Source organism: Streptomyces sp. NPDC006197, assembly GCF_040613865.1.
Lineage (GTDB): Bacteria > Actinomycetota > Actinomycetes > Streptomycetales > Streptomycetaceae > Streptomyces.
In genome coordinates this window covers 21,717-42,731 of record NZ_JBEXSZ010000044.1, presented here as the reverse complement: position 1 = coordinate 42,731, position 21,015 = coordinate 21,717, and the positions used below count along the sequence as shown (strand labels likewise).

Here is a 21,015-nt window from a genome sequence, read left to right as displayed (position 1 = left end):
ACTCAGATCCCCACCGTGAAACCGCTGGACCAGCCCTGCATCGTGGCCACCATGCTGTCCCACGCGCCCGTCAGGAGCAGAACACCGGTGACGATCATCATGCCGCCGCCGATCCGCATGACCCACACATAGTGCTTCTTGACCCAGCCGAACGCGCCGAGCGCCTTGCGGAAGGCGATGGCGGCGAGCACGAACGGGACGCCGAGGCCGAGGCAGTACGCGAAGGCGAGCACCGCCCCGCGGCCGGCGCTGGCCTGCTCCAGGGCGAGGGCGTTGACCGAGGCGAGCGTCGGGCCGATGCACGGGGTCCAGCCGATGCCGAAGAGCGCCCCGAGGAGCGGGGCGCCGATCAGGCCGGCGACGGGCTTCTTGTGGAAGCGGAACTCGCGCTGCGTGAACCAGGGCATCAGGCCCATGAAGAACACGCCCATGAGGATCATGAGTACGCCGAGGACCGTGGTGAGCGTCTCGCGGTACTCCTGGAGCGTCGACCCGAAGTAGCCGAAGAGCGCGCCGCCGGAGACGAACACAGCGGTGAAGCCGAGGACGAAGAGGACGGCACCGGCGGTCATCCGGCCGCGGCGGCTCTCGGCGAGGTCGGTGCCGGTGACGCCGGTCACGTACGAGAGGTAGCCGGGGACGAGCGGCAGCACGCACGGCGAGAAGAAGGAGACGAGGCCGCCGAGGACCGCGAGGGGCAGGGCGAGCAGCAGGGCTCCGCTGGTGACCGTCTCGTTCACGGGCTCACTTCTCCTTGAGGAGGGGCTCGATCATCGACCGGAGCTTCTTCTCGTCGAGCGCCATGAGCGAGCGGGCGGCGATCTTGCCCTCCTTGTCGAGGACGACGGTGGAGGGGATGGACTGGGGGTTGAGCGTGCCCTTGGGGAAGCCGAAGAGGATCAGCTTGCCGTTGGGGTCGTAGAGGCTGGGGTAGGTCACCCCGTAGTCCTCTTCGAAGGTGAGCGCCTGCTGCTTGTTGAAGTCGCGGGTGTTGAGGCCGACGAACTCGACGCCCTGGCCCTTGAGGTCCTTGGCGGCCTTCACGAAGTGCGGGGCCTCGGCGCGGCACGGGCCGCACCAGGAGCCCCAGACGTTGAGGACGACGACCTTGCCCTTGAAGGCGGCGACGTCGAGCCGCTCGCCGTCGAGGGTCTCGCCGGCGATCTCCTTCGGTGCCGTGCGCTCGCCCTTGGCGACGGTGGAGATGCCACCCGTGTCGGTCACGAAGTTGGTGTTGCCACCGCCGCCGGACTTGCCGTTGTTCTCGCCGCCGCAGGCCGAGAGCGCGAGGGCGGCGGCGGACAGCATTCCGACGGCGGTCAGGGCGCGCCGGGTGCGTCGGGGGGCACGGCTAAGGCTCATGTGAAAAGTTTCGCATGGGCGTTTGGGGGATCTTGGGCACCCCCCTACGTGCCCGTAAAGCCCCTTGTCAAGATCGCCTAAGCGGTCGGGGTGGGAGGCGGGGTCGAAGGGGTCGGCCGGAGGAAGGCGTTCCAGCCGCCCGCGGGCTTCTGTCCGACTTCCAGCGAGCGCAGCTTCTCCAGGATCTTCGGGTCCTGGACGTCGAGCCAGTCCACGAACTGCTTGAAGGAGACGAGCCGCACGTCCTTCTTTCCGGCCATTCCCTTGAGCGCCTCTTCGACGGCGTCCATGTAGATGCCGCCGTTCCACTGCTCGAAGTGGTTGCCGATGAAGAAAGGCGCGCGATTCGACTCGTACGCGCGCGTGAAGCCGGAGAGGTACGCCTCGGCCGCCTGCTTGCGCCAGCCCGGATAGCGCGAGGGCATGCCCTTGGTCGTGTTCTTCGACTGGTTGGCGAGCATGTTGTAGTCCATGGAGAGGACCTCGAAGGAGTGCCCGGGGAAGGGCACGGCCTGGAGGGGGAGGTCCCAGATCCCCTGGCGCTTCGTCGGCCACATCTGCCGGCCGCCGGGCGAGCTGGCGTCGTAGCGCCAGCCCAGGCGCTTGGCGGTGGGGAGCAGGTTGTCCTGGCCGAGGAGGCAGGGGGTGCGGCCGCCGACGAGCTCCTTGGAGTAGTCGAAGGGCAGCGGGTCGAGGTCGGTCCAGCCGCTGTTGGTCTTCCACTCGGTGACGAACTTCATCGCCTGGTCGATCTCGCTCTGCCACTGGGCCGGGGTCCAGTTGCCGACGGAGCCGGAGCCGCCGCAGAAGTGCCCGTTGAAGTGGGTGCCGATCTCGTGGCCGTCGAGCCAGGCCTGCCGGACGTACTTCAGGGTCTCCTTGATGTGCCCGTCGGTGAGGTAGCCGATGTCGGAGGCGCCGACGCGGTTGTTCGGCGGGCGGTAGAGGTCCTTCTTCGACTCGGGGAGGAGGTAGATCCCGGAGAGGAAGAAGGTCATCGCCGCGTCGTTGTTCTTCGCGAGTTCGAGGAAGCGCGGGAAGAGGCCGTTGCCGACCTCGCCGGCGCCGTCCCAGGAGAAGATCACGAACTGGGGCGGGGTCTGGCCGGGTTCGAGCGGGACGGGGGCGTCGGGCTGGTGCGGTTGCTTGCCGGTGTCGGCGGTGGAACCGTCGCCGATGAGCCGGGCGTCCTCCTTGGTCGGGGTGGGCGTGCCCGGGTCCGCCGAGACGTCACCCCCCTTACCCGGTCCCGAATGTCCGGGCTTGTCTTGATTTCCGGTGCTACATGCGGCGAGCCCCACCGCCGCAGCGGCCCCAACGCCCGCTCCGAGCAGCCCCCTTCGACTGATCCCGCTGATCCCGCGCATGACATCCCCATTCGCGCTGACGTATGACCTGAACGTCATCCAAACCGACAATGAGTGAGATGCCGGGAGGAACACGGAGGTTCCGGAAAATCGCACAAAAATTTTAGGGCGGTCGGATGACATGAACATCATCCGACCGCCCTGACTGTGACCCTTCGGCACCCCCCTGTCCAGGGGATGCCCGCTTTCCGGGTACGGCGCCGGGTACTACGCCCCGAAGGCCTTCGACTTCCCCTTGACCGGCTTCGCGCCCGCCAGGAGGTGCGCCGGAACGAGGTCGCGGGCCGGCTCGCTGTACCCGACCGAGACGATCTTGTCGCCGCGGTACGTGAACGAGGTCAGCGAGGCAAGCGTGCACTGACGGCGGCGCGGGTCGTGCCAGAGCCGCCGCTTCTCCACGAAGCTGCGGACGATCCAGATCGGCAGCTGATGGCTGACGCAGACCGCCTCGTGCCCCCGGGCCGCGTCCTTCGCCGCGTCGAGCGCACCCATCATGCGCACGACCTGCTCGACGTACGGCTCGCCCCAGGACGGCTGGAACGGGTTGGTGAGGTGCTTCCAGTTCCCCGGCTTGCGCAGCGCCCCGTCACCGACGCCGAAGGTCTTGCCCTCGAAGACGTTCGCCGCCTCGATCAGCCGCTCGTCGGTGGCCAGATCCAGACCGTGCGTCTTGGCGATCGGCGTCGCCGTCTCCTGCGCCCGCTCCAGCGGGGAGGAGACGACGTACGTGATGTCCCGGCCGGCCAGCGACTCGGCCACCCGGTCCGCCATCTGCCGGCCCAGCTCGGACAGGTGGTAGCCGGCCCGGCGGCCGTACAGCACGCCGTCGGGGTTGTGGACCTCGCCGTGGCGCATCAGGTGGACGACGGTGACGTCCTGGTCGTTCTTCTTGTCGGCGGGGAGGCTCATGCCGTGGCCTCCGCGGCGGCGCGGGCCGCGGCCGGGAGTGCGGCGGCGATCCGCTCGATCGCCCGCTCGTCGTGCGCGGTCGACACGAACCAGGACTCGAACGCGGACGGCGGCAGGTACACGCCGTCGGCCAGCATCGAGTGGAAGAAGGCGTTGAAGCGGAACGCCTCCTGCTTCTTCGCGTCGTCGTAGTCCCGCACCTCGTCGGCGGTGAAGAACACCGAGAACATGTTGGACGCGGTCTGCAGCCGGTGCGCCACGCCCTCCTTCGCGAGCGCGCCGGTGACGAGCCCCTGGATCTCCGCCGACACCGCGTCGACCTTCTCGTACGCGGCCTCGTCGAGCAGCCGCAGCTGCGCGAGCCCGGCGGCCGTCGCGACCGGGTTGCCGGAGAGGGTGCCCGCCTGGTAGACCGGCCCGGCCGGCGCCAGGTGCCCCATGACGTCCGCGCGGCCGCCGAACGCGGCCGCCGGGAAGCCGCCGCCCATGACCTTGCCGAAGGTCATCAGGTCGGGCTTCACGCCGTCGACGCCGTACCAGCCGGCCCGCGAGGTACGGAAACCGGTCATGACCTCGTCGGAGATGTACAGCGCGCCGTTCTCCCGGCACAGGTCCGCGAGGCCCTGGTTGAAGCCCGCCACCGGCGGCACGACGCCCATGTTGCCGGGCGAGGCCTCCGTGATCACACAGGCGATCTCGCCCGGGTGCGCGGCGAACGCCTCCCGCACGGCCTCCAGGTCGTTGTACGGCAGCACGATCGTGTCGCCGGCCTGCGCGCCGGTCACGCCGGGCGTGTCCGGCAGGGCGAAGGTGGCCAGACCGGAACCGGCCGCGGCGAGCAGCGCGTCCACGTGGCCGTGGTAGCAGCCCGCGAACTTGACGACCTTGGCGCGCCCGGTGAACCCGCGGGCGAGCCGGATGGCCGACATGGTCGCCTCCGTACCGCTGGAAACCAGCCGCACCTGCTCGACCGGCTCGATCCGCGCGACGATCTCCTCGCCGAGCGCGACCTCGCCCTCGCCGGGCGTACCGAAGGAGGTGCCGCGGGCCACGGCGGCCTGCACGGCGGCCGTCACCTCGGGGTGCGCGTGGCCGAGGATCATCGGTCCCCACGAGCAGACGAGGTCGACGTACTCACGACCGTCCGCGTCGGTGAGGTACGGACCGGAACCGGACACCATGAACCGGGGCGTTCCGCCCACGGCCCGGAAGGCACGCACCGGTGAGTTCACGCCGCCGGGCGTCACGAGGGAAGCGCGGTCGAAAAGCGTCTGTGAGACTGGGGCTTCGTATGAATACGGCACTGTGATCCTGACCTGCGAGAACGACTTCGGGCACGACATCGGGAACGGAGGGACGGCGGTGAGCATCCTGTCTGTTACGCCGAGGCGCTCCCCGTCCGCGTCTGCGAAACTGGGGCGTCATAGGGATGACTCACGGAATCCATGGTGTCAGAGGCCACGGCGTTCTTGCGGACAGGTGTTTCACCGTACGAACGCGGGGGAGGTCACTGACACGATGATCGGGTTGCGCGGCGGGGTCGTGTTGCCGAGAAAAAGCAGTCGGGTGGAGATATGCATCGCGGTGGCGGACCGGGCGAGGGGACGGGCGACCTGGGTCCGGAGTCTGCCCGGCGGGGGAGGCACCGGCGCAGGCGATCCGAGGAGCCGACCGCTTCGGAGCACCGGCCGAAGCCGGAGCCCGTCGCGGATTCGGCCCCTACGACCGGGGGCCGGAGCTTGGGGGTGACGTACAAGTACTTCGGCGCGCCGAACAGCGCCACCGCGGCCCAGGTCCCGATCTCGATGCGCCCCGAGGAGCTCGGCGGGGACGAGCTCGGCATGGGCGGCATGTTCACCAAGATCAAGCCCGAGACGATAGCGGCCATGGTCCTGACCGGCATCCAGGGGATGCCCCTGCACAAGGTGCCGCCGCTGGAGCTGGTGGTGCTGCACCCGGACTACGCGGTGGTGAAGCTGCCGATGACCGTGGTCGACCCGCTGCGGGGGATCGGCGAGGAGTCGGTCGGCGCCGCCGCCTTCATCTGGTCGACGGTCCCGGACCGCGGCGGCCCGCGCGACGCCTTCGACGTCTACCGGCTCCTCCACGAATGGCAGGACTTCTCGGTCCGCCTCCACGAGGCGGGGCACCAGCCGTACTGCCTGGTCTGGCCGTGAGCCGACCGGTGCGCAGGCGTTTCGCCGCACTTCCACCCCTCATAGGTGCTGAAATTAGGACGAATGCTATGGAATGCGCGGAAGTCGCGCCCTGAGGGGAGCCCGTACGCCCTGGGGCTCCCCGTACGAGGAAGGAGCCAGACGCGTGAGCGCAGTACGCATGACCGGCCGGCCCATGCAGATCGGCGAGGTCGCCGCACGGACCGAACTGTCGCTGCGGACCATCCGGCAGTACGAGGACAGCGGCCTGGTCGCCCCGTCCGCGTCCTCGCCGGGCGGCTTCCCCCTCTACACGGACGCGGACGTCTCCCGGCTGATGGTGGTCCGTCGGATGGGACCGCTCGGCTTCACCCTCGACGAGACCCGCGAGCTCCTCGGCGCCGTGGACCGGCTGTCCGCCGACCGCCCGGGCACGGACGGTGAACTCGAACCGGCCGAGCGGGCCGCCCTGGTGACCCGCGTCCGCCGCTACGAGGAGGCCGCGGCGGAGCGCGTCGCCGAACTACGGGCCCAGCTCGCCCGCGCGGAGGAGTTCGCCGCCTCCCTCCGCGCGCGCCTCGCGTAGCCGGCCCTTACGCGGCCAGGGCCTCGGCGAGGTCGCGGAAGAAGCGGGCGTACGCGGCGGGGCTGGGCGGGGTCTCGGGGTTCCAGGGGACGAGACGGACCCCGGAGGGGAGCTCGTACGGCGGGGTCGCGTGCTCCCGTTCGTCGAAGAGGACCAGGTCGGGACGGAGTTCGGCGACCCTGGCCCAGTCGCCGGTGAGCCAGTTGGCGCCCGGCCCGGGGCCGGGATCGAGCAGCCGGACGCCCAGCCCGGCGAGGTGCGCCAGCTCGGGCCAGGCCTGCGGCCGAGCGAGGTGCACCTGCTCGACCCCCGCCCCGGAGAGCGCGAGCACGGCACCCCCGGCCCTGCCGACGACGCCCCGAAGAAGAGCCTCGGCGGCGGCGAGGGCGGGGGCGGGGACGAGGGGCACGGACTGGGCGGCGGGCATGGACTGGGCGGCGGGCACGGACTGGGCGGCGGGGTCCGCGCTGGGGGCGGTGGGGGCCGCGCCGGAGACGGCAGGATCCACGCCGGGAGCAGCGGGGGCCGCGCCGGAGACGGCAGGGGCCGCACCGGAGACATCAGGGGCCGCGCCGGAGACGGCAGGGATCACGCCGGGAGCGGCAGGCGCGGGCCCGGCGGCAGGCGCGGGCCCGGCGGCGGACTCGGCGCCGGAGGCGGACAGCACCGACCCGGCGGCGGACTCGGCGGCGGAAGCGGGCCGCGTCGGCCCGGCGGCGGACCGCGCCGGCCCGGCGCCGAGACTCGCGGCCAGGGCGGCGAAGCGGTCGAGGATCGCCGGCAGGGTGAGTTCGTTGCCGACGGAGAGCGCGACGAGCGGGACCCCGAGCCGCTCGGCGACCGCCTCGTCGAGCGCGTACGGGCTCTTGCCGTCGTAGGTCACGTCGACGATCACGTCCGGCCGCAGCCCGCTCAGCGCCTCCTCGCCCAGGGCCCGGCCCGGTCCGAGGTACGGCACTCCGGCCGCCCGGAGACCACCGGCCTTGGCCGGATCGAGCGCCTCGCCGTCGTGCCCGGAGCCGTACACGGCGACCGGCGTCACCCCGAGGTCGAGCAGCGCCGCACCGGCCCGTACATAGGCGGCGACGCGCAGCGGCACACGGGCCGCCCCCAGCTCCGTACCCCTGTCGTCCGTGAATCCCCATCCCTCTGTTCCGGACATGCGGCTGCTCCTCCCCGGCCGGAATCTCCCTCGTCCGTCACCTTGGAGGGGTTCCCCGGACCGCACAAGAGGGCCTGTCGCCCGCCGCCGACGGGCCGGGCCGGGACTTCGGCCCCCGGTCCCCCTGCCGAAAGTCCCCCAGGGTGGTGTTAACTGAACGAGTCGGGAGGAAGCAGTAGGAATCACCAGCGCCGTCGCGCACGCGCGCGCCACCCAGCCGGGGCGCGTCGGATACGGGCGGCCCTCACGCCCTGGAGTGAGCCATGTCCTTGCCCGGCCCGTTCTCGGACCCCCGCGTGATCACGCTCTTCGGCCTGCTCGCCGTCTCGACGGCGACGTGGTTGACGCTGAGCCTGCGAGCCCGGGCCCGCGCCCGCCGCGAGCCGGCGGGCACCCCGCTGGAGCGGGTCTGGCACCCGCAGGAGTCGGTGCCCCTGACGCCCGAGGAGGAGCACGCCTTCGGCCAGGTCGTCTCCCGGCTCGCCCCGGGCCCGGCGGACCGCCCGCACTGACCGGCCCGGACCCCTGGCCTAGCATGCGGACCGTGTCCGCCTCCGCTCCCCGCCCCCGCCGGGACACCCGGGGCATCGTCGACCCCGCCGAGCTGCTCTCCCGGGTCCGCTTCCGCCGCCATGTCCCGGCGCCGGAACTGCGGCCGTACCTGGAGCACTACTGGCTGATGGACTGGGAGCTGCCGGAACCGTACGCGAGCCGTCTCGTCCCGCACCCGTCGGTGAACGTCGTCTTCCAGCGGTACGGGCGGCCGGGTGCCCCGGCGGCAGCGGCGAGCGCGTCGGCCGAGGTGTCGGGGGTGGGCCTGGGGCTGTTCACGCAGAAGCTGACGGGGGTGGGCCGGGTCTGCGGGGTGCAGTTCCGCCCGGGCGGTTTCCGGCCCTTCGCGCCCGCGTGGCCGGTGTCGGCCTGGACGGGCCGGCGGGTACCGCTGGAGGACGTGTTCCCGAACGGGGGCGGGGACGGGAGCGCCGGCACTCCGGCGGCCGTGCTGTCTCCGGACGACGACCACGCGCGCGTGGCGGCGCTCGACGCCTTCCTCCTGGCGCACGGGCCGGAGCCCGACCCGGCCGCCGGGCAGGCGATGGAGCTGGTGGACCTGATCCGCTCGGACCGGACGGTCCTCAGGGTGTCCCGGCTGGCCGCCGCGAGCGGCCTGTCGGCGCGCTCGCTCCAGCGCCTTTTCGCCGGCCATGTCGGCGTCGGCCCAAAGTGGGTGATCCTGCGCTACCGGTTCCACGAGGCCCTGGAGCGGGCGGAGTCGGCGGCCGACGCCGACTGGGCCGCGCTCGCCGCCGAGTTGGGCTACAGCGATCAGGCCCATCTCGTAAGGGACTTCACGGCGACGATCGGGGTGCCGCCCACCGCGTACGCCCGCGCGGTGTCAGTGCTCTGACCTACCGTACGGGCATGGACGACGACACCTCATCCGTACGCCTGGAAGCCTGGTCCGAGGGGGACGCCGAACTGCTGCGCGCCCTGAACGCGCCGGAGTTGATGGACCATCTCGGCGGTCCGGAGACCGAGGAGCAGCTCGTCCGAAGACACCGGCGGTACGTGGGGCTGAGCGCCGACGGGACGGGCGCGGGGCGCATGTTCCGGATCGTGCTGCTGCCGGAGGAGGTCGTGGTGGGCAGCATCGGCTTCTGGGCGCAGACCTGGGACGGCGAGCCCGTGTACGAGACGGGTTGGGCGGTGCTGCCGGGCTTCCAGGGCCGGGGCCTGGCGACGGCCGCCACGCGCGCGGTGGTCGCCGAGGCCCGGGCCGCGGGGCTGCACCGCCATCTGCACGCGTTCCCGTCCGCGGACAACGCCGCGTCGAACGCGGTGTGCCGCAAGGCGGGGTTCGAGCTGCTCGGCGAGCGGGACTTCGAGTATCCGCCGGGGAACCCGATGCGCTGCAACGACTGGCGGTTCGACCTCGGTTAACCGGCGTCCGGGGCGGTGAGCGGCCGGGTGAAGTGGAAGGCCACGATGTCGAAGCGCTCGCGCAGGTAGAAGCGGTGGGCGCCGGTGCGGTGGGTGCCGGAGTCGAGGTTGAGCTCGTGGCACCCGGCCGCGCGGGCGTGGTCCTCCAGGTGGGCGATGAGCGCGTGCCCGACGCCGGTGGAGCGGTCGGCGGCGGCGGTCACCAGGTCGTCGACGTAGAGCTTGCGCAGGGAGCTGGTGTTGTTGACGATCCGCCAGCCGGCCGCGCCGACGCAGCGGCCGCCGTCCGTGTAGGCGGCGCTGAACCGCAGCCCCTGGGGGTGCCCGGCCTCGTGGACCTCGCGGAAGAGCTCCGGGGTGAGGTGGGGGCGGAGCTCGCGGAGGACCGGCAGGAGATCGCTCTCCAGTCGAGGGTCGCCGGGGGCGAGGTCGATGATCTTCATGTCGGGGACGGTACCCCAGGTTTTTTCAGGGTTGACGGGCAAGGCGTGATCGCGGATATTTATCTGCGTAGCGCAGAGAATGCACAGCACAGGAAATATGCATCACAGAGAAACTCGGAGGCCCTTCATGACCGTCCTCGTCACCGGAAGCCGCGGCCGCGTCGCCGCCACCCTGCTCGGCCTGCTGGACGCCGCGGGCGTCAAGGCCAGGGCCGGATCCAAGAACCCCGCGGACCTCGCCCCACCACCGGGCGTGGACACCGTGCGCTGCGATCTCACCGATCCGGCCACCTTCGACGCCGCCCTGCAAGGCGTCGACTCCGTCTTCCTGTACGCCGAGGCAGCACACGTCGGCACCTTCGCCGACCGGGCCCGCGCCGCCGGCGTCGAGCACGTCGTCCTGCTCTCCTCCAGCTCCGTCCTCGCGCCGGACGCCGCGGAGAACGCCATCGCGGCCTCGCACCTCGCGGCCGAGCGCGCCCTGTCGGCCGCCGCGGAGTCCGGGGCCTTCGAGGCCACCCACCTCCAGCCGGGCGCCTTCGCCACCAACGCCCTGCAGTGGGCACGGGCGCTCAAGGACGGCCACGGTCCGGCGCTGCCGTACCCGCACGCGTACGGCGACCCGATCCACGAGCGGGATGTCGCCGAAGCCGCCTTCGCGGTGCTCACCGAGCCCCGGCTGCGCGGCTCCTCGTACGTGCTGACCGGCCCCGAGTCGCTGGACTTCACCGATCAGCTGGCGATCCTGGCGGAGGTGACGGGCCGCCCGGCGCCGTACACGACGGTCACGCCCGAGGAGTGGAAGAACTCGGTGGCGGCCTTCGTCCCGGAGCCGTTCGCGGACGCCCTGCTCTCCTACTGGGCTTCCCACGACGGCCGCCCGACCCCCCTGACCAGAACGACGGAAAACCTGACGGGCCACCCCGCCCGCACCTTCACCACCTGGGCCACGGACCACGCAGAGACCTTCCGCCCATGACCCCCGTCGTGGGCAGTCGCTTCCGCCGGGGCGGTGCCCACCCCCCCCGTTGTGGGCAATCGTTCCGCCGGGGCGGTGCCCACCCACCCCGTTGTGGGCAATCGTTCCGCTGGGGCGGAACGGGTGGGCACAACGGAACGGCGCCCTTGCCGGCGCCAGAGGCTCCCGAGCCTGAACCCGCACCACATTGCGCGCCGCACTGGTGGTGCGGGCCAGGCGCGGAACGCGGAGGCACTCGGCCCCACCCCCGGAACCGAATTCCCTGGCCACCCCCAAACCCCCGATGCCATCCTGTCCCCGTGAACGGACCGCAGATCCAGATCAGCTTCGCCCCCGCCCTCCACCTCTTCGTCCCGGCAGACCGCCGCTCCGGCCCCACCCCCCTGACCACCGACGGCACCTCGTCGCTCGGCCACGTCGTGGAGTCGCTGGGCGTGCCGCTCACCGAGGCCGGCCGGCTCCTGGTGGACGGGCAGCCCGTCGACGCCTCGCACATCCCCGGCGCGGGCGAGACCGTCGAGGTGGAGGACGTGCCCCGCCCGCAGCCGGTGCCGGGCGCGCCGCTCCGGTTCCTGCTGGACGTGCACCTCGGCACGCTGGCCCGGCGCCTGCGCCTGCTCGGCGTGGACGCGGCGTACGAGAGCGAGGACATCGGCGACCCCGCCCTCGCCGCGCTCTCCGCGCGCGAGCGGCGCGTGATGCTCTCGCGGGACCGGGGTCTGCTGCGCCGCCGCGAACTGTGGGCGGGAGCCTACGTCTACAGCGACCGGCCGGACGACCAACTCCGCGACGTGCTGGAGCGGTTCGCCCCGCCGCTGGCGCCCTGGACCCGCTGCACGGCGTGCAACGGGGAGCTGAGCGATGCCGACAAGGACAGGGTGCGCGAGCGTCTGGAGCAGGGCACCGAGAAGACGTACGACGTGTTCGCGGAGTGCGTGGAGTGCGGCAGGGTGTACTGGCGCGGCGCGCACCACGCGCGCCTGGAGGCGATCGTCTCCGACGCGGTGAGGGAGTTCGGCGGGGCGGCGACCCACTAGAAGACGCCGGCCGGAAGGCCGGAAGGCACCGGCCGGAAGAGGCCCGCCGGAAGGCCCCGGCCCCGCCCGCGGTCAGCCGAGGTCGCCCCCGCGCAACCGCTCGACCTGCGTGGCGCTGACCTCGACGGTGCGCCGCATGTGGGCGATGAGCAGCGCGAGCTCGGCGTCGCTGTAGACGTCGAACATCGTGCCCCAGGTGCTGTTGAGCTTCCGCCAGAGGTCGCCGAGCTCCGCCATCCGCTCGGGGACGAGCGCCACCAGGACCCGGCGCCGGTCCTCGGTGTCGCGCTCGCGGGTCACGTAGCCGGAGCGTTCGAGCCGGTCGACGAGGCGGGTGGCGGAGCCGGTGGTGAGTCCGGTGAGCTCGGCGACGCGGCCGGTGGTCACCGGCCCTTCCTCCAGGCTGAGCAGGTTCAGGCACTGCACGTCGGTCGGGTGGAGCCCCAGGTGGTCGGCGACGGCCTGGTTGAACAGGGCGTAGGCGGCCATGTAGCGGCGGGCCTCCCCGTACAGCTCGCTCATGAGCGCCTGGCGCCGGACGGAACTCTTCTGCGTCATGCAGAGATTGTACGAGCCGGGTACCCCCGGGTCACGGAGCGGGCCGGCCCCGGCGGGGCCGCTCAGGGCGCCTCGGCGGTGAGGTAACGCTGCACGGTGGGCCCCAGCCAGGCCACGATCTCCTCGGCGGACATCTCGACGGCCGGCGGCAGGCGCAGCACGTACCGGGTGAGGGCCATGCCGAGGATCTGGGACGCGACGAGCGCCGCCCGGCGCGGGGCGTCCGCCGGGTCGGGGCAGACGCCCCGGGTGACCGGACCGAGCTGCTGGGCGAAGATCGCCTGCATGCGCGCGGCCCCGGCCTCGTTGGTGACCCCCACCCGCAGCATCGCGGTGAGGACCTCGTCGCTCTCCCAGCGCTCCAGGAAGTGCGTGACCAGGACGGCCCCGATGTGCTGCGCGGGCAGGGCGCCCAGCTCGGGGAGGCCGATGTCGACCTCGGAGGCGGCGGCGAACAGCCCCTCCTTGTTGCCGTAGTAGCGCATCACCATCGACGGGTCGATCCCGGCGTCGCGGGCGATGGCCCGGATGGTGGCGCGCTCGTATCCGTCGGAGGCGAAGCGCTCGCGGGCGGCCTCCAGGATGGCGGCCCGGGTGGCGTCGGAGCGGCGGACGGTCGTCATGTCAACAACTGTAGGCCAACGGGTGTTGACACGCCATTCGAGCGGTCCTAACGTTGCCAACAAGCGTTGACCAACAGTTGTTGGCAAACGATCGTGGGCACCCTGGAGGCAGCCATGAGCACCACGGACACGGACGTACTCGTCATCGGCGCGGGCCCCACCGGGCTCCTGCTCGCCGGAGACCTCGCCACCGCCGGCATCGACGTCACCCTCGTCGAGCGCCGCCCCCACGGCCTGGGCAACATGACCCGCGCCTTCGGCGTCCACGCCCGCACCCTGGAGCAGCTCGACGCCCGCGGCCTCGCGGACGAACTCCTCACCACCGGCACCACCCTGACCACCGCACGGCTCTTCGGCCGCCTCGACCTGGACCTGACCCGGCTGCCCACCCGCTTCAACCACCTGCTCGTCACCCCGCAGTACGAGGTCGAGCGCCTCCTGGAGCGCCGGGCGGTCGCCGCGGGGGTCACCTTCCGGTACGGGACGGAGCTGCGCGGACTGCGCCAGGACGCCGACGGCGCCACCGCCGAGCTCACCGACCCCGACGGCACCCCGCTCGCCCTCCGCGCCCGCTACCTGGTCGGCACGGACGGCGTCCGGAGCTCCGTCCGCACCGCCCTCGGCCTGCCCTTCCCCGGCCGGTCCGTGATCCGCTCCATCGTCCTCGCCGACGTGCGCCTGGCCGAGGAGCCCGCCGACTCGTTCAGCGTCGCCGGTTCCGGAGACACCTTCGCCTTCCTCGCCCCCTTCGGCGACGGCTGGTACCGGGTGATGGGCTGGACCCGCACCCGCCAGGTCGCCGACAGCGAGCCCGTCGACCTCGACGAGGTCCGCGAGATCGCCCGCAAGGCCCTCGGCACGGACTACGGCATGCACGACGCCCGCTGGATCTCCCGCTTCCACAGCGACGAGCGCCAGGCCCCCGCCTACCGCGTCGGCCGCGCTTTCCTCGCCGGAGACGCCGCCCACGTCCACTCCCCCGCCGGCGGCCAGGGCATGAACACCGGCCTCCAGGACGCCGCCAACCTCTCCTGGAAGCTCACCGCCGCGCTCCGCGGCGAGACACCCGACCCCGAGGCCCTCCTCGACAGCTACCAGTCCGAGCGCCACCCCGTCGGCGCCATGGTCCTCCGCAGCAGCGGCGCGATCGTCCGCCTCGCGATGGCCCACACCCCGCTCACCCGCGCCGCCCGCTCCCTCGCCGCCCGCTTCCTGAACGCGGTCCCGCCCGCCTCGGCCCGCGCCATGGACATGGTCAGCGGCATCGGCATCTCCTACGCCCCCGCGCCGGGCGCCCACCGCCCCTCGGGCCGCCGCGCACCCGACGCCCACCTGCGCGAAGGCCGGCTCTACGAGCTGCTCCGCCGGGGCGAGTTCGTCCTGATCGCCCCGGAGGGAGCGGCCCCGGCGCTGCCGGCGACCGCCCCCGTCACCCCGAAGCACCTCGTGCGGGCCACCTGGACGGGCCCGGCGAAGAAGGCCGCGGTACTGGTCCGCCCGGACGGATACGTCCACTGGGCGAGCCACTGACCGGCACCGGCGACTCAGAAGACGTAGGGATCCCCGGTGGCGAGCACCAGGACACGGTGCCGGTCGTTCCGGGGATTCCGGTCGGCCACCCCGTCCCGCCAGGCCGTGGTGATCTCGACCGTCATCTCCTCCGGAAGGGCCGCGGTCCGCAGGTCGAGCGCCAGCTCACCCACGCCCCCCGCGGCCCGGAGCGCGCCCGTCCGACAGGACACCACCCGCTCACTGCTCCACAGACAGGCCGGCGGCAGCTCCTGGCCGCCCGCCATCGGCGCGGAGAAGGCCAGCCGGACCGTCGCCTGGGAGACGTCGGAGGGCCCGTGGTTCTCGCTCACCAGCCAGACCCCGACCCTCCCGTCCCAGAGGGAGACGTGCCCGTGATGAGACAGATCCGCCTCGGCCCCGCCCGCCACCGGCCCCACAGCGCCGGCACCGCTACCCACACCCACCACGACAGCCGCGAGAGCGACCCCGAGCACACCCTTCCGCAATCCACGCATACACCCAAAATACCCAGCAATCATCACATATTCTGACAACCCATCAGTCCGCGTGTCCCATGACACCCTGCCCCCATGCCGATCGCCCGCTCCATCGCCCTGTTCGTCCTCGCCGCCCTCTTCGAGATCGGCGGCGCCTGGCTCGTCTGGCAGGGCGTACGGGAGCACCGCGGCTGGATCTGGATCGGCGCGGGAATCATCGCCCTCGGCGCCTACGGCGTCGTCGCCACCCTCCAACCCGACGCCGAGTTCGGCCGCGTCCTCGCCGCCTACGGCGGAGTGTTCGTCGCCGGCTCCCTCGCCTGGGGCATGGCCGCCGACGGCTACCGACCCGACCGCTGGGACGTCACCGGCGCCCTGATCTGCCTCGCCGGCATGGCCGTGATCATGTACGCCCCACGAGGCCGCTGACCCACGCCCCCACCTATCCTGACCGGGCGACCGACGACACCGACCACCCGCGCGAGGAGCACCCCATGTCCGCCCCCGGTACCCCCATCGCCGTCATCACCGGAGCAAGCAGCGGAATCGGCGCCGCCACCGCCCGACAGCTGGCCGCCGCCGGCTACCGCGTGGTCCTCACCGCCCGCCGCAAGGACCGCATCGAGGCCCTCGCCGCCGAGATCAACGAAGCCGGCCACCAAGCCACCGCCTACGCCCTCGACGTCACCGACCGCACCGCCGTCGACGACTTCGCCACCGCCTTCCGCACCCTCGCCGTCCTCGTCAACAACGCCGGCGGCGCCCTCGGCGCCGACCCCGTCGCCACCGGCGACCCCGAGGACTGGCGCCGGATGTACGAGGTCAACGTCCTCGGCACCCTGAACATGACCCAGGCCCTGCTCCCCGCCCTCACCGCGAGCGGCGACGGCACGGTGGTCGTCCTCTCCTCCACCGCCGGCCACTCCACCTACGAGGGCGGCGCCGGCTACGTCGCCGCCAAGAACGGCGCCCGCGTCCTCGCCGAGACCCTCCGCCTGGAGATCGTCGGCACCCCGGTCCGCGTCATCGAGATCGCCCCCGGCATGGTCAAGACCGAGGAGTTCGCCACCACCCGCTTCGGCGGCGACACCGAGAAGGCCGCCAAGGTCTACGCCGGCGTCGCCGAACCCCTCACCGCCGACGACGTGGCCGACACCATCACCTGGGCCTGCACCCGCCCCCCGCACGTCAACATCGACCTCCTGGTGGTCCGCCCCCGAGCCCAGGCCTCCAACACCAAGGTCCACCGCGAGCTGTAGGACCACGAGAAGGGGGCCGGTGCGGTGCACCGGCCCCCTTCTCGTCCCCGTGGAAGAGCCTCAGCCCTTCACGCAAATGACCTGCTTCAGCTTGGCGACGACCTCCACCAGGTCCCGCTGCTGCTCGATCACCTTCTCGATCGGCTTGTACGCCCCCGGGATCTCGTCCACGACGCCGGAGTCCTTGCGGCACTCCACGCCCCGCGTCTGCTCCTCCAGGTCCCGCGTCGAGAAGCGCCGCTTCGCCGCGCTCCGGCTCATCTTCCGGCCGGCGCCGTGCGAGGCCGAGTTGAAAGACGCCGCGTTCCCGAGGCCCTTGACGATGTAGGAACCCGTCCCCATCGAGCCCGGGATGATCCCGAACTCCCCGGAGCCGGCCCGGATCGCGCCCTTCCGCGTGACCAGCAGGTCCATGCCCTCGTACCGCTCCTCCGCCACGTAGTTGTGGTGGCAGGAAATCACCGGCTCGAAGGTCACCCTGGCCTTGCGGAACTCCCTCCGGATGACCTCCTGGAAGAGCGCCATCATGATCGCGCGGTTGTACTTCGCGTACTCCTGCGCCCAGAAGAGGTCGTGCCGGTAGGCCGCCATCTGCGGGGTGTCCGCGACGAAGACCGCGAGGTCACGGTCGACGAGCCCCTGGTTGTGCGGCAGCTTCTGCGCCTCGCCGATGTGGTACTCGGCGAGCTCCTTGCCGATGTTCCGGGACCCGGAGTGCAGCATGAGCCACACCGAACCGACCGAGTCGATACAAAATTCAACGAAATGGTTTCCGGATCCGAGCGTTCCCATCTGCAGTCGCGCCCGTTCCTGGCGGAATTTGACCGCATCCGCGACCCCGTCGAACCGCGACCAGAAGTCGCCCCAGCCCGACGTCGGGAACTGGTACAGCCGTCCCGGATCCACCTCCGTCCGGTGCAGACCCCGCCCCACCGGAATCGCCTGCTCGATCTTCGACCGCAGTCGCGACAGGTCACCCGGCAGGTCGTTCGCGGTCAGGGAGGTCTTGACCGCCGACATCCCGCAGCCGATGTCCACACCGACCGCCGCCGGACAGACCGCGCCCTGCATCGCGATCACGGACCCGACCGTCGCACCCTTGCCGTAGTGCACGTCCGGCATCACGGCGAGGCCCTTGATCCACGGCAGCGTCGCCACGTTCTGCAGCTGTTGCATGGCGCCGCCCTCGACCGACGCGGGGTCGGCCCACATCCTGATCGGTACTTTCGCGCCCGGCACCTCTACGTACGACATACTCCCTCGATTCCCCCGAAAAGACCGATAACGCAAAAACCGGAGCCAAAGCCCGTACAGGTGACAGGGGAGCGACATCAACGGCTGCGTGTGCGATAGACATTGTGTCCACCGGCCGGGTTCGCGCGGCAAACAGTTTTCGGGAAAGACTTCGGGTGAAGGGAGCCTGGGACCGTGCAGCGAAAGAGGTACGCACCCGGCCGCACCGGGCCCACGGCTCGCACCGCCGTCGTCCTCGCACTCGGCCTGGGCCTGGGGGCCGGCCTCACCGCGTGCTCCGCCGGCGCCCCCGCCGACGACATCGCCGTCGACGCCAAGGCCGGCCAGGCCGCCGCCCCCGTCGCGCCCCCCGGCCGCTACCGCACCCTCTTCGAGCCCTGCGGCGCCGTCCCGCAGGCCACCCTCAAGGATTTGCTCCCGGGCGCCGCCGCGCTGCCCGACGCCGAGCGCGCCAAGGCGTACCGGGGCGTCGCAGCCGTCACGTACGACACCGACCGGCGCGTCGGCTGCACGTGGAAGGCCGACACCCCGGACACCTCGCACCGGCTCTCCCTGGACATCGAGCGGGTGGTGTCGTACGACGCGGCCGTCAGCGACGACGACCGGGCGCAGGAGGTGTACGTCCGCAAGCAGCTCGCGGCGGGCATCCCGGTGCCCACGGCGCCGCCCACCACCACGGGATCCCCGACGGGTCCGGCGACGGGCGCCCCTTCCGCCACGGACAAGCCGGCCGCGGACGCCGCCGCCCTGGCGGGCAAGGCGCCGTCGACGGGCGCCACTCCCACGGGCGCCCCCACCGGCACTCCCAGCGGTGCCCCCACGAGCTCCGCGGCCCCGGGCGCCGGCCCGGCCGCGACCGGTCTGGAGCCCCGCGTCCTCGACGGCCTGGGGGACGTCGCGTACCTCGACGACGTCCTCAGCACGGGCGGTGCGAACAGTCACCAGCGTGCCGTCAGCGTGGTCTTCCGCACATCGAACGTGATCGTGACGGTCTGGTACCAGGAGCAGACCACGGGTTCCGCCGAGGCCCCCGACAGCGCGGAACTGCAGGAAAAGGCCCGGAATCTGGCCCGGCAGCTCGCCGAGCGGCTTGAGGAGTAGCCGTTCGCATCCGCTCCGTGAGCGGACGGCGACCACGTAACGTGTCGGCGTACCCGTGGCCGCCGGCCGGACCGTACGACAAGTGACTGAAGGAACCATGCAGCGATCAGCTCCGCGAACGCGACTCACCCGCATACTCGCCTGCGCCGCCGTCCCGGTGATGCTCGTGGTCGCGGGATGCTCCTCGGACTCCGGCGACTCCGGTGGCTCCGGCACGACGCAGGGGCAGGGGCAGGGGCAGGACAAGACGTCCGCTTCGGCGTCGGCGACTCCGTCGCCCTCGCAGTCGACGAAGACGGTGGAGCCGGCGAGGTTCGCGAAGCTGCCCGAGGTCTGCAAGTCGATCTCCGCGAAGACGACGGCGTCCCTGGTGCCCAAGGCGAAGACGAAGAACGGCACGCCCGCCGTCTCCAGTGACCTGACCAGCCGTGGCGGCTGCTCGTGGAACGGGCTCGACGACAAGGGTGTGAAGGGCTCGCAGTACCGCTGGCTGGACGTGTCCTTCTACCGGTACGAGTCGGATGCCGCGCTCGGCAGCGGTCAGGAGCGGGCGAAGGAGAACCTCGCGAAGGAGCTCGCGAAGGTCCAGGAGACGCCGGGCGCGAAGAAGCTCAAGACGGTCACGGCCACGGGCATCGGGGACGAGGCGAAGACGGTCACGTACCAGCTGCGCAAGACGGACGAGGACTTCGTGTACACGTCGATCCTGGTGCGTACGGGCAATGTGCTGGTGCTGCTGTCGTACAACGGTGCCGGTTACGCGGGTGCCGAGACCCCGTCGGAGAAGACGATCACGAACGGTGCGGGATCGGCGGTCAAGGAGGCCGTCGCGGCGGTCGCCGCAGCCAACAAGTAGTCACAAACCAGCGCAGAGTCCCCTGTACGCGCGGAGCCCGTCCCTCCCCCGGGGGCCGGGCTTCGTTCACATGTGCCACTCTGTGCGCGCCGGATGTCGAATGACGGGAGGGGATCGCGGGTGGCCGCGATGCAGCTGACACGCACACACCGAATACTCATCGGCCTCGTCATCGGCGGTGCGCTGATCATCGCGGGGATCGGTTTCGCGGGTTCGTACGCCGCCGTGCGCGAGCTCGCCCTGCAGAAGGGCTTCGGCACCTTCTCGTACTTCTTCCCGATCGGCATCGACGCGGGCATCTGTGTGCTGCTCGCTCTGGATCTGCTGCTGACCTGGTTGCGGATCCCGTTTCCGCTGCTGCGTCAGACGGCCTGGGTGCTGACGGCCGCGACGATCGCCTTCAACGGCGCGGCCGCGTGGCCGGACCCGCTGGGTGTGGGCATGCACGCGGTGATCCCGGTGCTGTTCGTGGTGGCCGTGGAGGCGGCGCGGCACGCGGTGGGCCGGATCGCGGACATCACGGCCGACAAGCACATGGAGGGCGTGCGGATCACCCGCTGGCTGCTCTCGCCGGTGCCGACGTTCCGGTTGTGGCGCCGGATGAAGCTGTGGGAGCTCCGCTCGTACGAGCAGGTTATCAAGTTGGAGCAGGAGCGGCTGATCTATCAGGCCCGGCTGCAGGCGCGGTTCGGGCGGGGTTGGCGGCGCAAGGCTCCGGTGGAGGCGCTGATGCCGCTGCGGCTGGCCCGGTACGGGGTGCCGTTGGCGGAGACGGCTCCGGCGGGTCTGGCGGCGGCGGGCATCGAGCCGGCGGTGCTTCCGCCGGGGTCTTCCCAGTCGGTCCCGGCGCAGTCGGTGCCGCTCGCGCAGGCGCAGCAGCCGGCGGCGTTGCAGGCTCAGCTTCCGGCGCAGGCGCAGGGGCAGGGTCCGGCCCAGGTGCCGGGTCAGGTGCAGGTGCCGGGTGGGCCGGTGAATCACGAGAGTCCGTGGTTCGATGCCCCGCAGGTCTCTCCGGAGGCGTACGAGGGGACGTACAACCCGCAGATCGTGGAGGGTCTCGAGCCCATGCCGGTCCCGGTGCCGCAGGGGCCGGAGGACGTGCCTCCGCCGGGTCCGGAGGAGTTCGTGCCGTACCCCGAGTACGTGGAGCAGCCGGAGCAGCCGGTCAACGAGTTCGAGGACGTGGTCTACAAGGTCATGGGCTCGTACGTGCTGGAGCACGAGCGGTTCCCGGCCGAGGACGAGCTGGCGCGGCTGGTGGCCGAGCAGTACGGGCTTCCGGAGTTCCCGGCGTCCGACATCGATCTGCTGCGGCAGGCGGTGCCGGGTGCGCAGGAGCGGGTCCAGCAGGCGAGGGCCGACGTGGACGCCCCGTAGGGGTACGAGGAGCGCATGTGAAAGGGCCGCCACCCG

General features: G+C 71.8%; 24 protein-coding genes. 13 read left to right on the top strand and 11 right to left on the bottom strand.

The genetic code is table 11. From position 1 onward, the window contains the following. Window positions 1-2 precede the first annotated feature (2 nt). From ABZ318_RS16455 to hemL, 5 genes are all read right to left on the bottom strand, one after another. The gene (locus ABZ318_RS16455; protein ID WP_351189010.1) at window positions 3-740 is read right to left on the bottom strand and encodes a cytochrome c biogenesis protein CcdA; all 738 of its coding nucleotides are present in this window, start codon (window positions 738-740) and stop codon (window positions 3-5) included. 4 nt (window positions 741-744) lie between these two features. Then, window positions 745-1,362: a TlpA disulfide reductase family protein gene (locus tag ABZ318_RS16450; protein WP_356903140.1), complete on the bottom strand. Its 618-nt coding sequence runs from the start codon at window positions 1,360-1,362 to the stop codon at window positions 745-747. A gap of 77 nt (window positions 1,363-1,439) precedes the next feature. Further along, on the bottom strand, window positions 1,440-2,720 hold the full coding sequence (locus ABZ318_RS16445; protein ID WP_356903151.1) for a hypothetical protein: 1,281 nt from the start codon (window positions 2,718-2,720) through the stop codon (window positions 1,440-1,442). A gap of 216 nt (window positions 2,721-2,936) precedes the next feature. Further along, window positions 2,937-3,638 (bottom strand): histidine phosphatase family protein, encoded by a 702-nt coding sequence (locus ABZ318_RS16440; protein ID WP_356903139.1) that lies wholly within the window; start codon window positions 3,636-3,638, stop codon window positions 2,937-2,939. Further along, window positions 3,635-4,981 (bottom strand): glutamate-1-semialdehyde 2,1-aminomutase, encoded by a 1,347-nt coding sequence (gene hemL, locus ABZ318_RS16435; RefSeq protein WP_356903138.1) that lies wholly within the window; start codon window positions 4,979-4,981, stop codon window positions 3,635-3,637. Before hemL ends, ABZ318_RS16440 begins: the two co-directional genes overlap by 4 nt. A 231-nt stretch (window positions 4,982-5,212) precedes the next feature. On the opposite strand from hemL, the gene ABZ318_RS16430 reads away from it, so the two are divergent. Together ABZ318_RS16430 and ABZ318_RS16425 are read left to right on the top strand one after the other, a co-directional pair. Beyond that, entirely contained in the window at window positions 5,213-5,815 is a 603-nt protein-coding gene (locus tag ABZ318_RS16430; protein ID WP_356903137.1) for a hypothetical protein, read from the top strand. Window positions 5,816-5,975: 160 nt separating this feature from the next. Next, the gene (locus tag ABZ318_RS16425; protein WP_356903150.1) at window positions 5,976-6,380 is read left to right on the top strand and encodes a MerR family transcriptional regulator; all 405 of its coding nucleotides are present in this window, start codon (window positions 5,976-5,978) and stop codon (window positions 6,378-6,380) included. 7 nt (window positions 6,381-6,387) lie between these two features. Here ABZ318_RS16425 and ABZ318_RS16420 read toward each other — a convergent pair whose 3' ends face one another. Further along, window positions 6,388-7,542: an ABC transporter substrate-binding protein gene (locus tag ABZ318_RS16420; RefSeq protein ID WP_356903136.1), complete on the bottom strand. Its 1,155-nt coding sequence runs from the start codon at window positions 7,540-7,542 to the stop codon at window positions 6,388-6,390. A 263-nt stretch (window positions 7,543-7,805) separates the two neighbouring features. Between ABZ318_RS16420 and ABZ318_RS16415 the strand changes: the two genes are divergently transcribed. The 3 genes from ABZ318_RS16415 to ABZ318_RS16405 are packed head-to-tail and all read left to right on the top strand — an operon-like array spanning window position 7,806 to window position 9,483. Then, the gene (locus tag ABZ318_RS16415) at window positions 7,806-8,054 is read left to right on the top strand and encodes a hypothetical protein (RefSeq protein WP_356903135.1); all 249 of its coding nucleotides are present in this window, start codon (window positions 7,806-7,808) and stop codon (window positions 8,052-8,054) included. Window positions 8,055-8,086: 32 nt separating this feature from the next. Then, the gene (locus ABZ318_RS16410; protein WP_356903134.1) at window positions 8,087-8,950 is read left to right on the top strand and encodes a helix-turn-helix domain-containing protein; all 864 of its coding nucleotides are present in this window, start codon (window positions 8,087-8,089) and stop codon (window positions 8,948-8,950) included. A 14-nt stretch (window positions 8,951-8,964) separates the two neighbouring features. Further along, a complete protein-coding gene (locus ABZ318_RS16405) occupies window positions 8,965-9,483 on the top strand; it encodes a GNAT family N-acetyltransferase (RefSeq protein ID WP_356903133.1) in 519 nt (172 codons plus the stop codon). On the opposite strand, the gene ABZ318_RS16400 is transcribed toward ABZ318_RS16405, so the two are convergent. Next, the gene (locus ABZ318_RS16400) at window positions 9,480-9,926 is read right to left on the bottom strand and encodes a GNAT family N-acetyltransferase (protein WP_356903132.1); all 447 of its coding nucleotides are present in this window, start codon (window positions 9,924-9,926) and stop codon (window positions 9,480-9,482) included. The two genes, ABZ318_RS16405 and ABZ318_RS16400, sit on opposite strands and share 4 nt — an antisense overlap. Before the next feature lie 127 nt (window positions 9,927-10,053). Here ABZ318_RS16400 and ABZ318_RS16395 point away from each other — a divergent pair, with 127 nt between their 5' ends. Continuing rightward, a complete protein-coding gene (locus ABZ318_RS16395; protein WP_356903131.1) occupies window positions 10,054-10,905 on the top strand; it encodes an NAD(P)H-binding protein in 852 nt (283 codons plus the stop codon). 299 nt (window positions 10,906-11,204) lie between these two features. Continuing rightward, window positions 11,205-11,942, top strand: a complete 738-nt coding sequence (locus ABZ318_RS16390; protein ID WP_356903130.1) for a Mut7-C RNAse domain-containing protein — start codon at window positions 11,205-11,207, stop codon at window positions 11,940-11,942. A gap of 72 nt (window positions 11,943-12,014) precedes the next feature. Here ABZ318_RS16390 and ABZ318_RS16385 read toward each other — a convergent pair whose 3' ends face one another. Beyond that, on the bottom strand, window positions 12,015-12,500 hold the full coding sequence (locus tag ABZ318_RS16385) for a MarR family winged helix-turn-helix transcriptional regulator (RefSeq protein ID WP_356903129.1): 486 nt from the start codon (window positions 12,498-12,500) through the stop codon (window positions 12,015-12,017). Window positions 12,501-12,562: 62 nt separating this feature from the next. Next, window positions 12,563-13,123, bottom strand: coding sequence for a TetR family transcriptional regulator (locus ABZ318_RS16380; RefSeq protein ID WP_356903128.1), 561 nt, complete (start codon window positions 13,121-13,123; stop codon window positions 12,563-12,565). A gap of 114 nt (window positions 13,124-13,237) precedes the next feature. Between ABZ318_RS16380 and ABZ318_RS16375 the strand changes: the two genes are divergently transcribed. Further along, on the top strand, window positions 13,238-14,653 hold the full coding sequence (locus ABZ318_RS16375) for an FAD-dependent oxidoreductase (RefSeq protein ID WP_356903127.1): 1,416 nt from the start codon (window positions 13,238-13,240) through the stop codon (window positions 14,651-14,653). 14 nt (window positions 14,654-14,667) lie between these two features. Here the strand turns inward: ABZ318_RS16375 and ABZ318_RS16370 are convergent, their stop codons facing one another. Then, the gene (locus ABZ318_RS16370) at window positions 14,668-14,985 is read right to left on the bottom strand and encodes a hypothetical protein (RefSeq protein WP_356903126.1); all 318 of its coding nucleotides are present in this window, start codon (window positions 14,983-14,985) and stop codon (window positions 14,668-14,670) included. A 240-nt stretch (window positions 14,986-15,225) separates the two neighbouring features. Here ABZ318_RS16370 and ABZ318_RS16365 point away from each other — a divergent pair, with 240 nt between their 5' ends. Beyond that, window positions 15,226-15,561 carry a YnfA family protein gene (locus tag ABZ318_RS16365; RefSeq protein WP_356903125.1) on the top strand — a complete coding sequence of 112 codons (336 nt, stop codon included), beginning with the start codon at window positions 15,226-15,228 and terminating at the stop codon, window positions 15,559-15,561. 65 nt (window positions 15,562-15,626) lie between these two features. Further along, window positions 15,627-16,391 carry an SDR family NAD(P)-dependent oxidoreductase gene (locus tag ABZ318_RS16360; protein ID WP_356903124.1) on the top strand — a complete coding sequence of 255 codons (765 nt, stop codon included), beginning with the start codon at window positions 15,627-15,629 and terminating at the stop codon, window positions 16,389-16,391. A 60-nt stretch (window positions 16,392-16,451) separates the two neighbouring features. Here ABZ318_RS16360 and ABZ318_RS16355 read toward each other — a convergent pair whose 3' ends face one another. After that, window positions 16,452-17,645, bottom strand: a complete 1,194-nt coding sequence (locus ABZ318_RS16355) for an RtcB family protein (RefSeq protein WP_356903123.1) — start codon at window positions 17,643-17,645, stop codon at window positions 16,452-16,454. A 174-nt stretch (window positions 17,646-17,819) separates the two neighbouring features. Here ABZ318_RS16355 and ABZ318_RS16350 point away from each other — a divergent pair, with 174 nt between their 5' ends. From ABZ318_RS16350 to ABZ318_RS16340, 3 genes are all read left to right on the top strand, one after another. Beyond that, on the top strand, window positions 17,820-18,746 hold the full coding sequence (locus tag ABZ318_RS16350; RefSeq protein ID WP_356903122.1) for a DUF3558 domain-containing protein: 927 nt from the start codon (window positions 17,820-17,822) through the stop codon (window positions 18,744-18,746). Between the two features lie 97 nt (window positions 18,747-18,843). Beyond that, a complete protein-coding gene (locus ABZ318_RS16345) occupies window positions 18,844-19,602 on the top strand; it encodes a DUF3558 domain-containing protein (protein ID WP_356903121.1) in 759 nt (252 codons plus the stop codon). 129 nt (window positions 19,603-19,731) lie between these two features. Next, window positions 19,732-20,979, top strand: coding sequence for a DUF2637 domain-containing protein (locus ABZ318_RS16340; RefSeq protein WP_356903120.1), 1,248 nt, complete (start codon window positions 19,732-19,734; stop codon window positions 20,977-20,979). The last annotated feature ends 36 nt before the right edge of the window (window positions 20,980-21,015 follow it).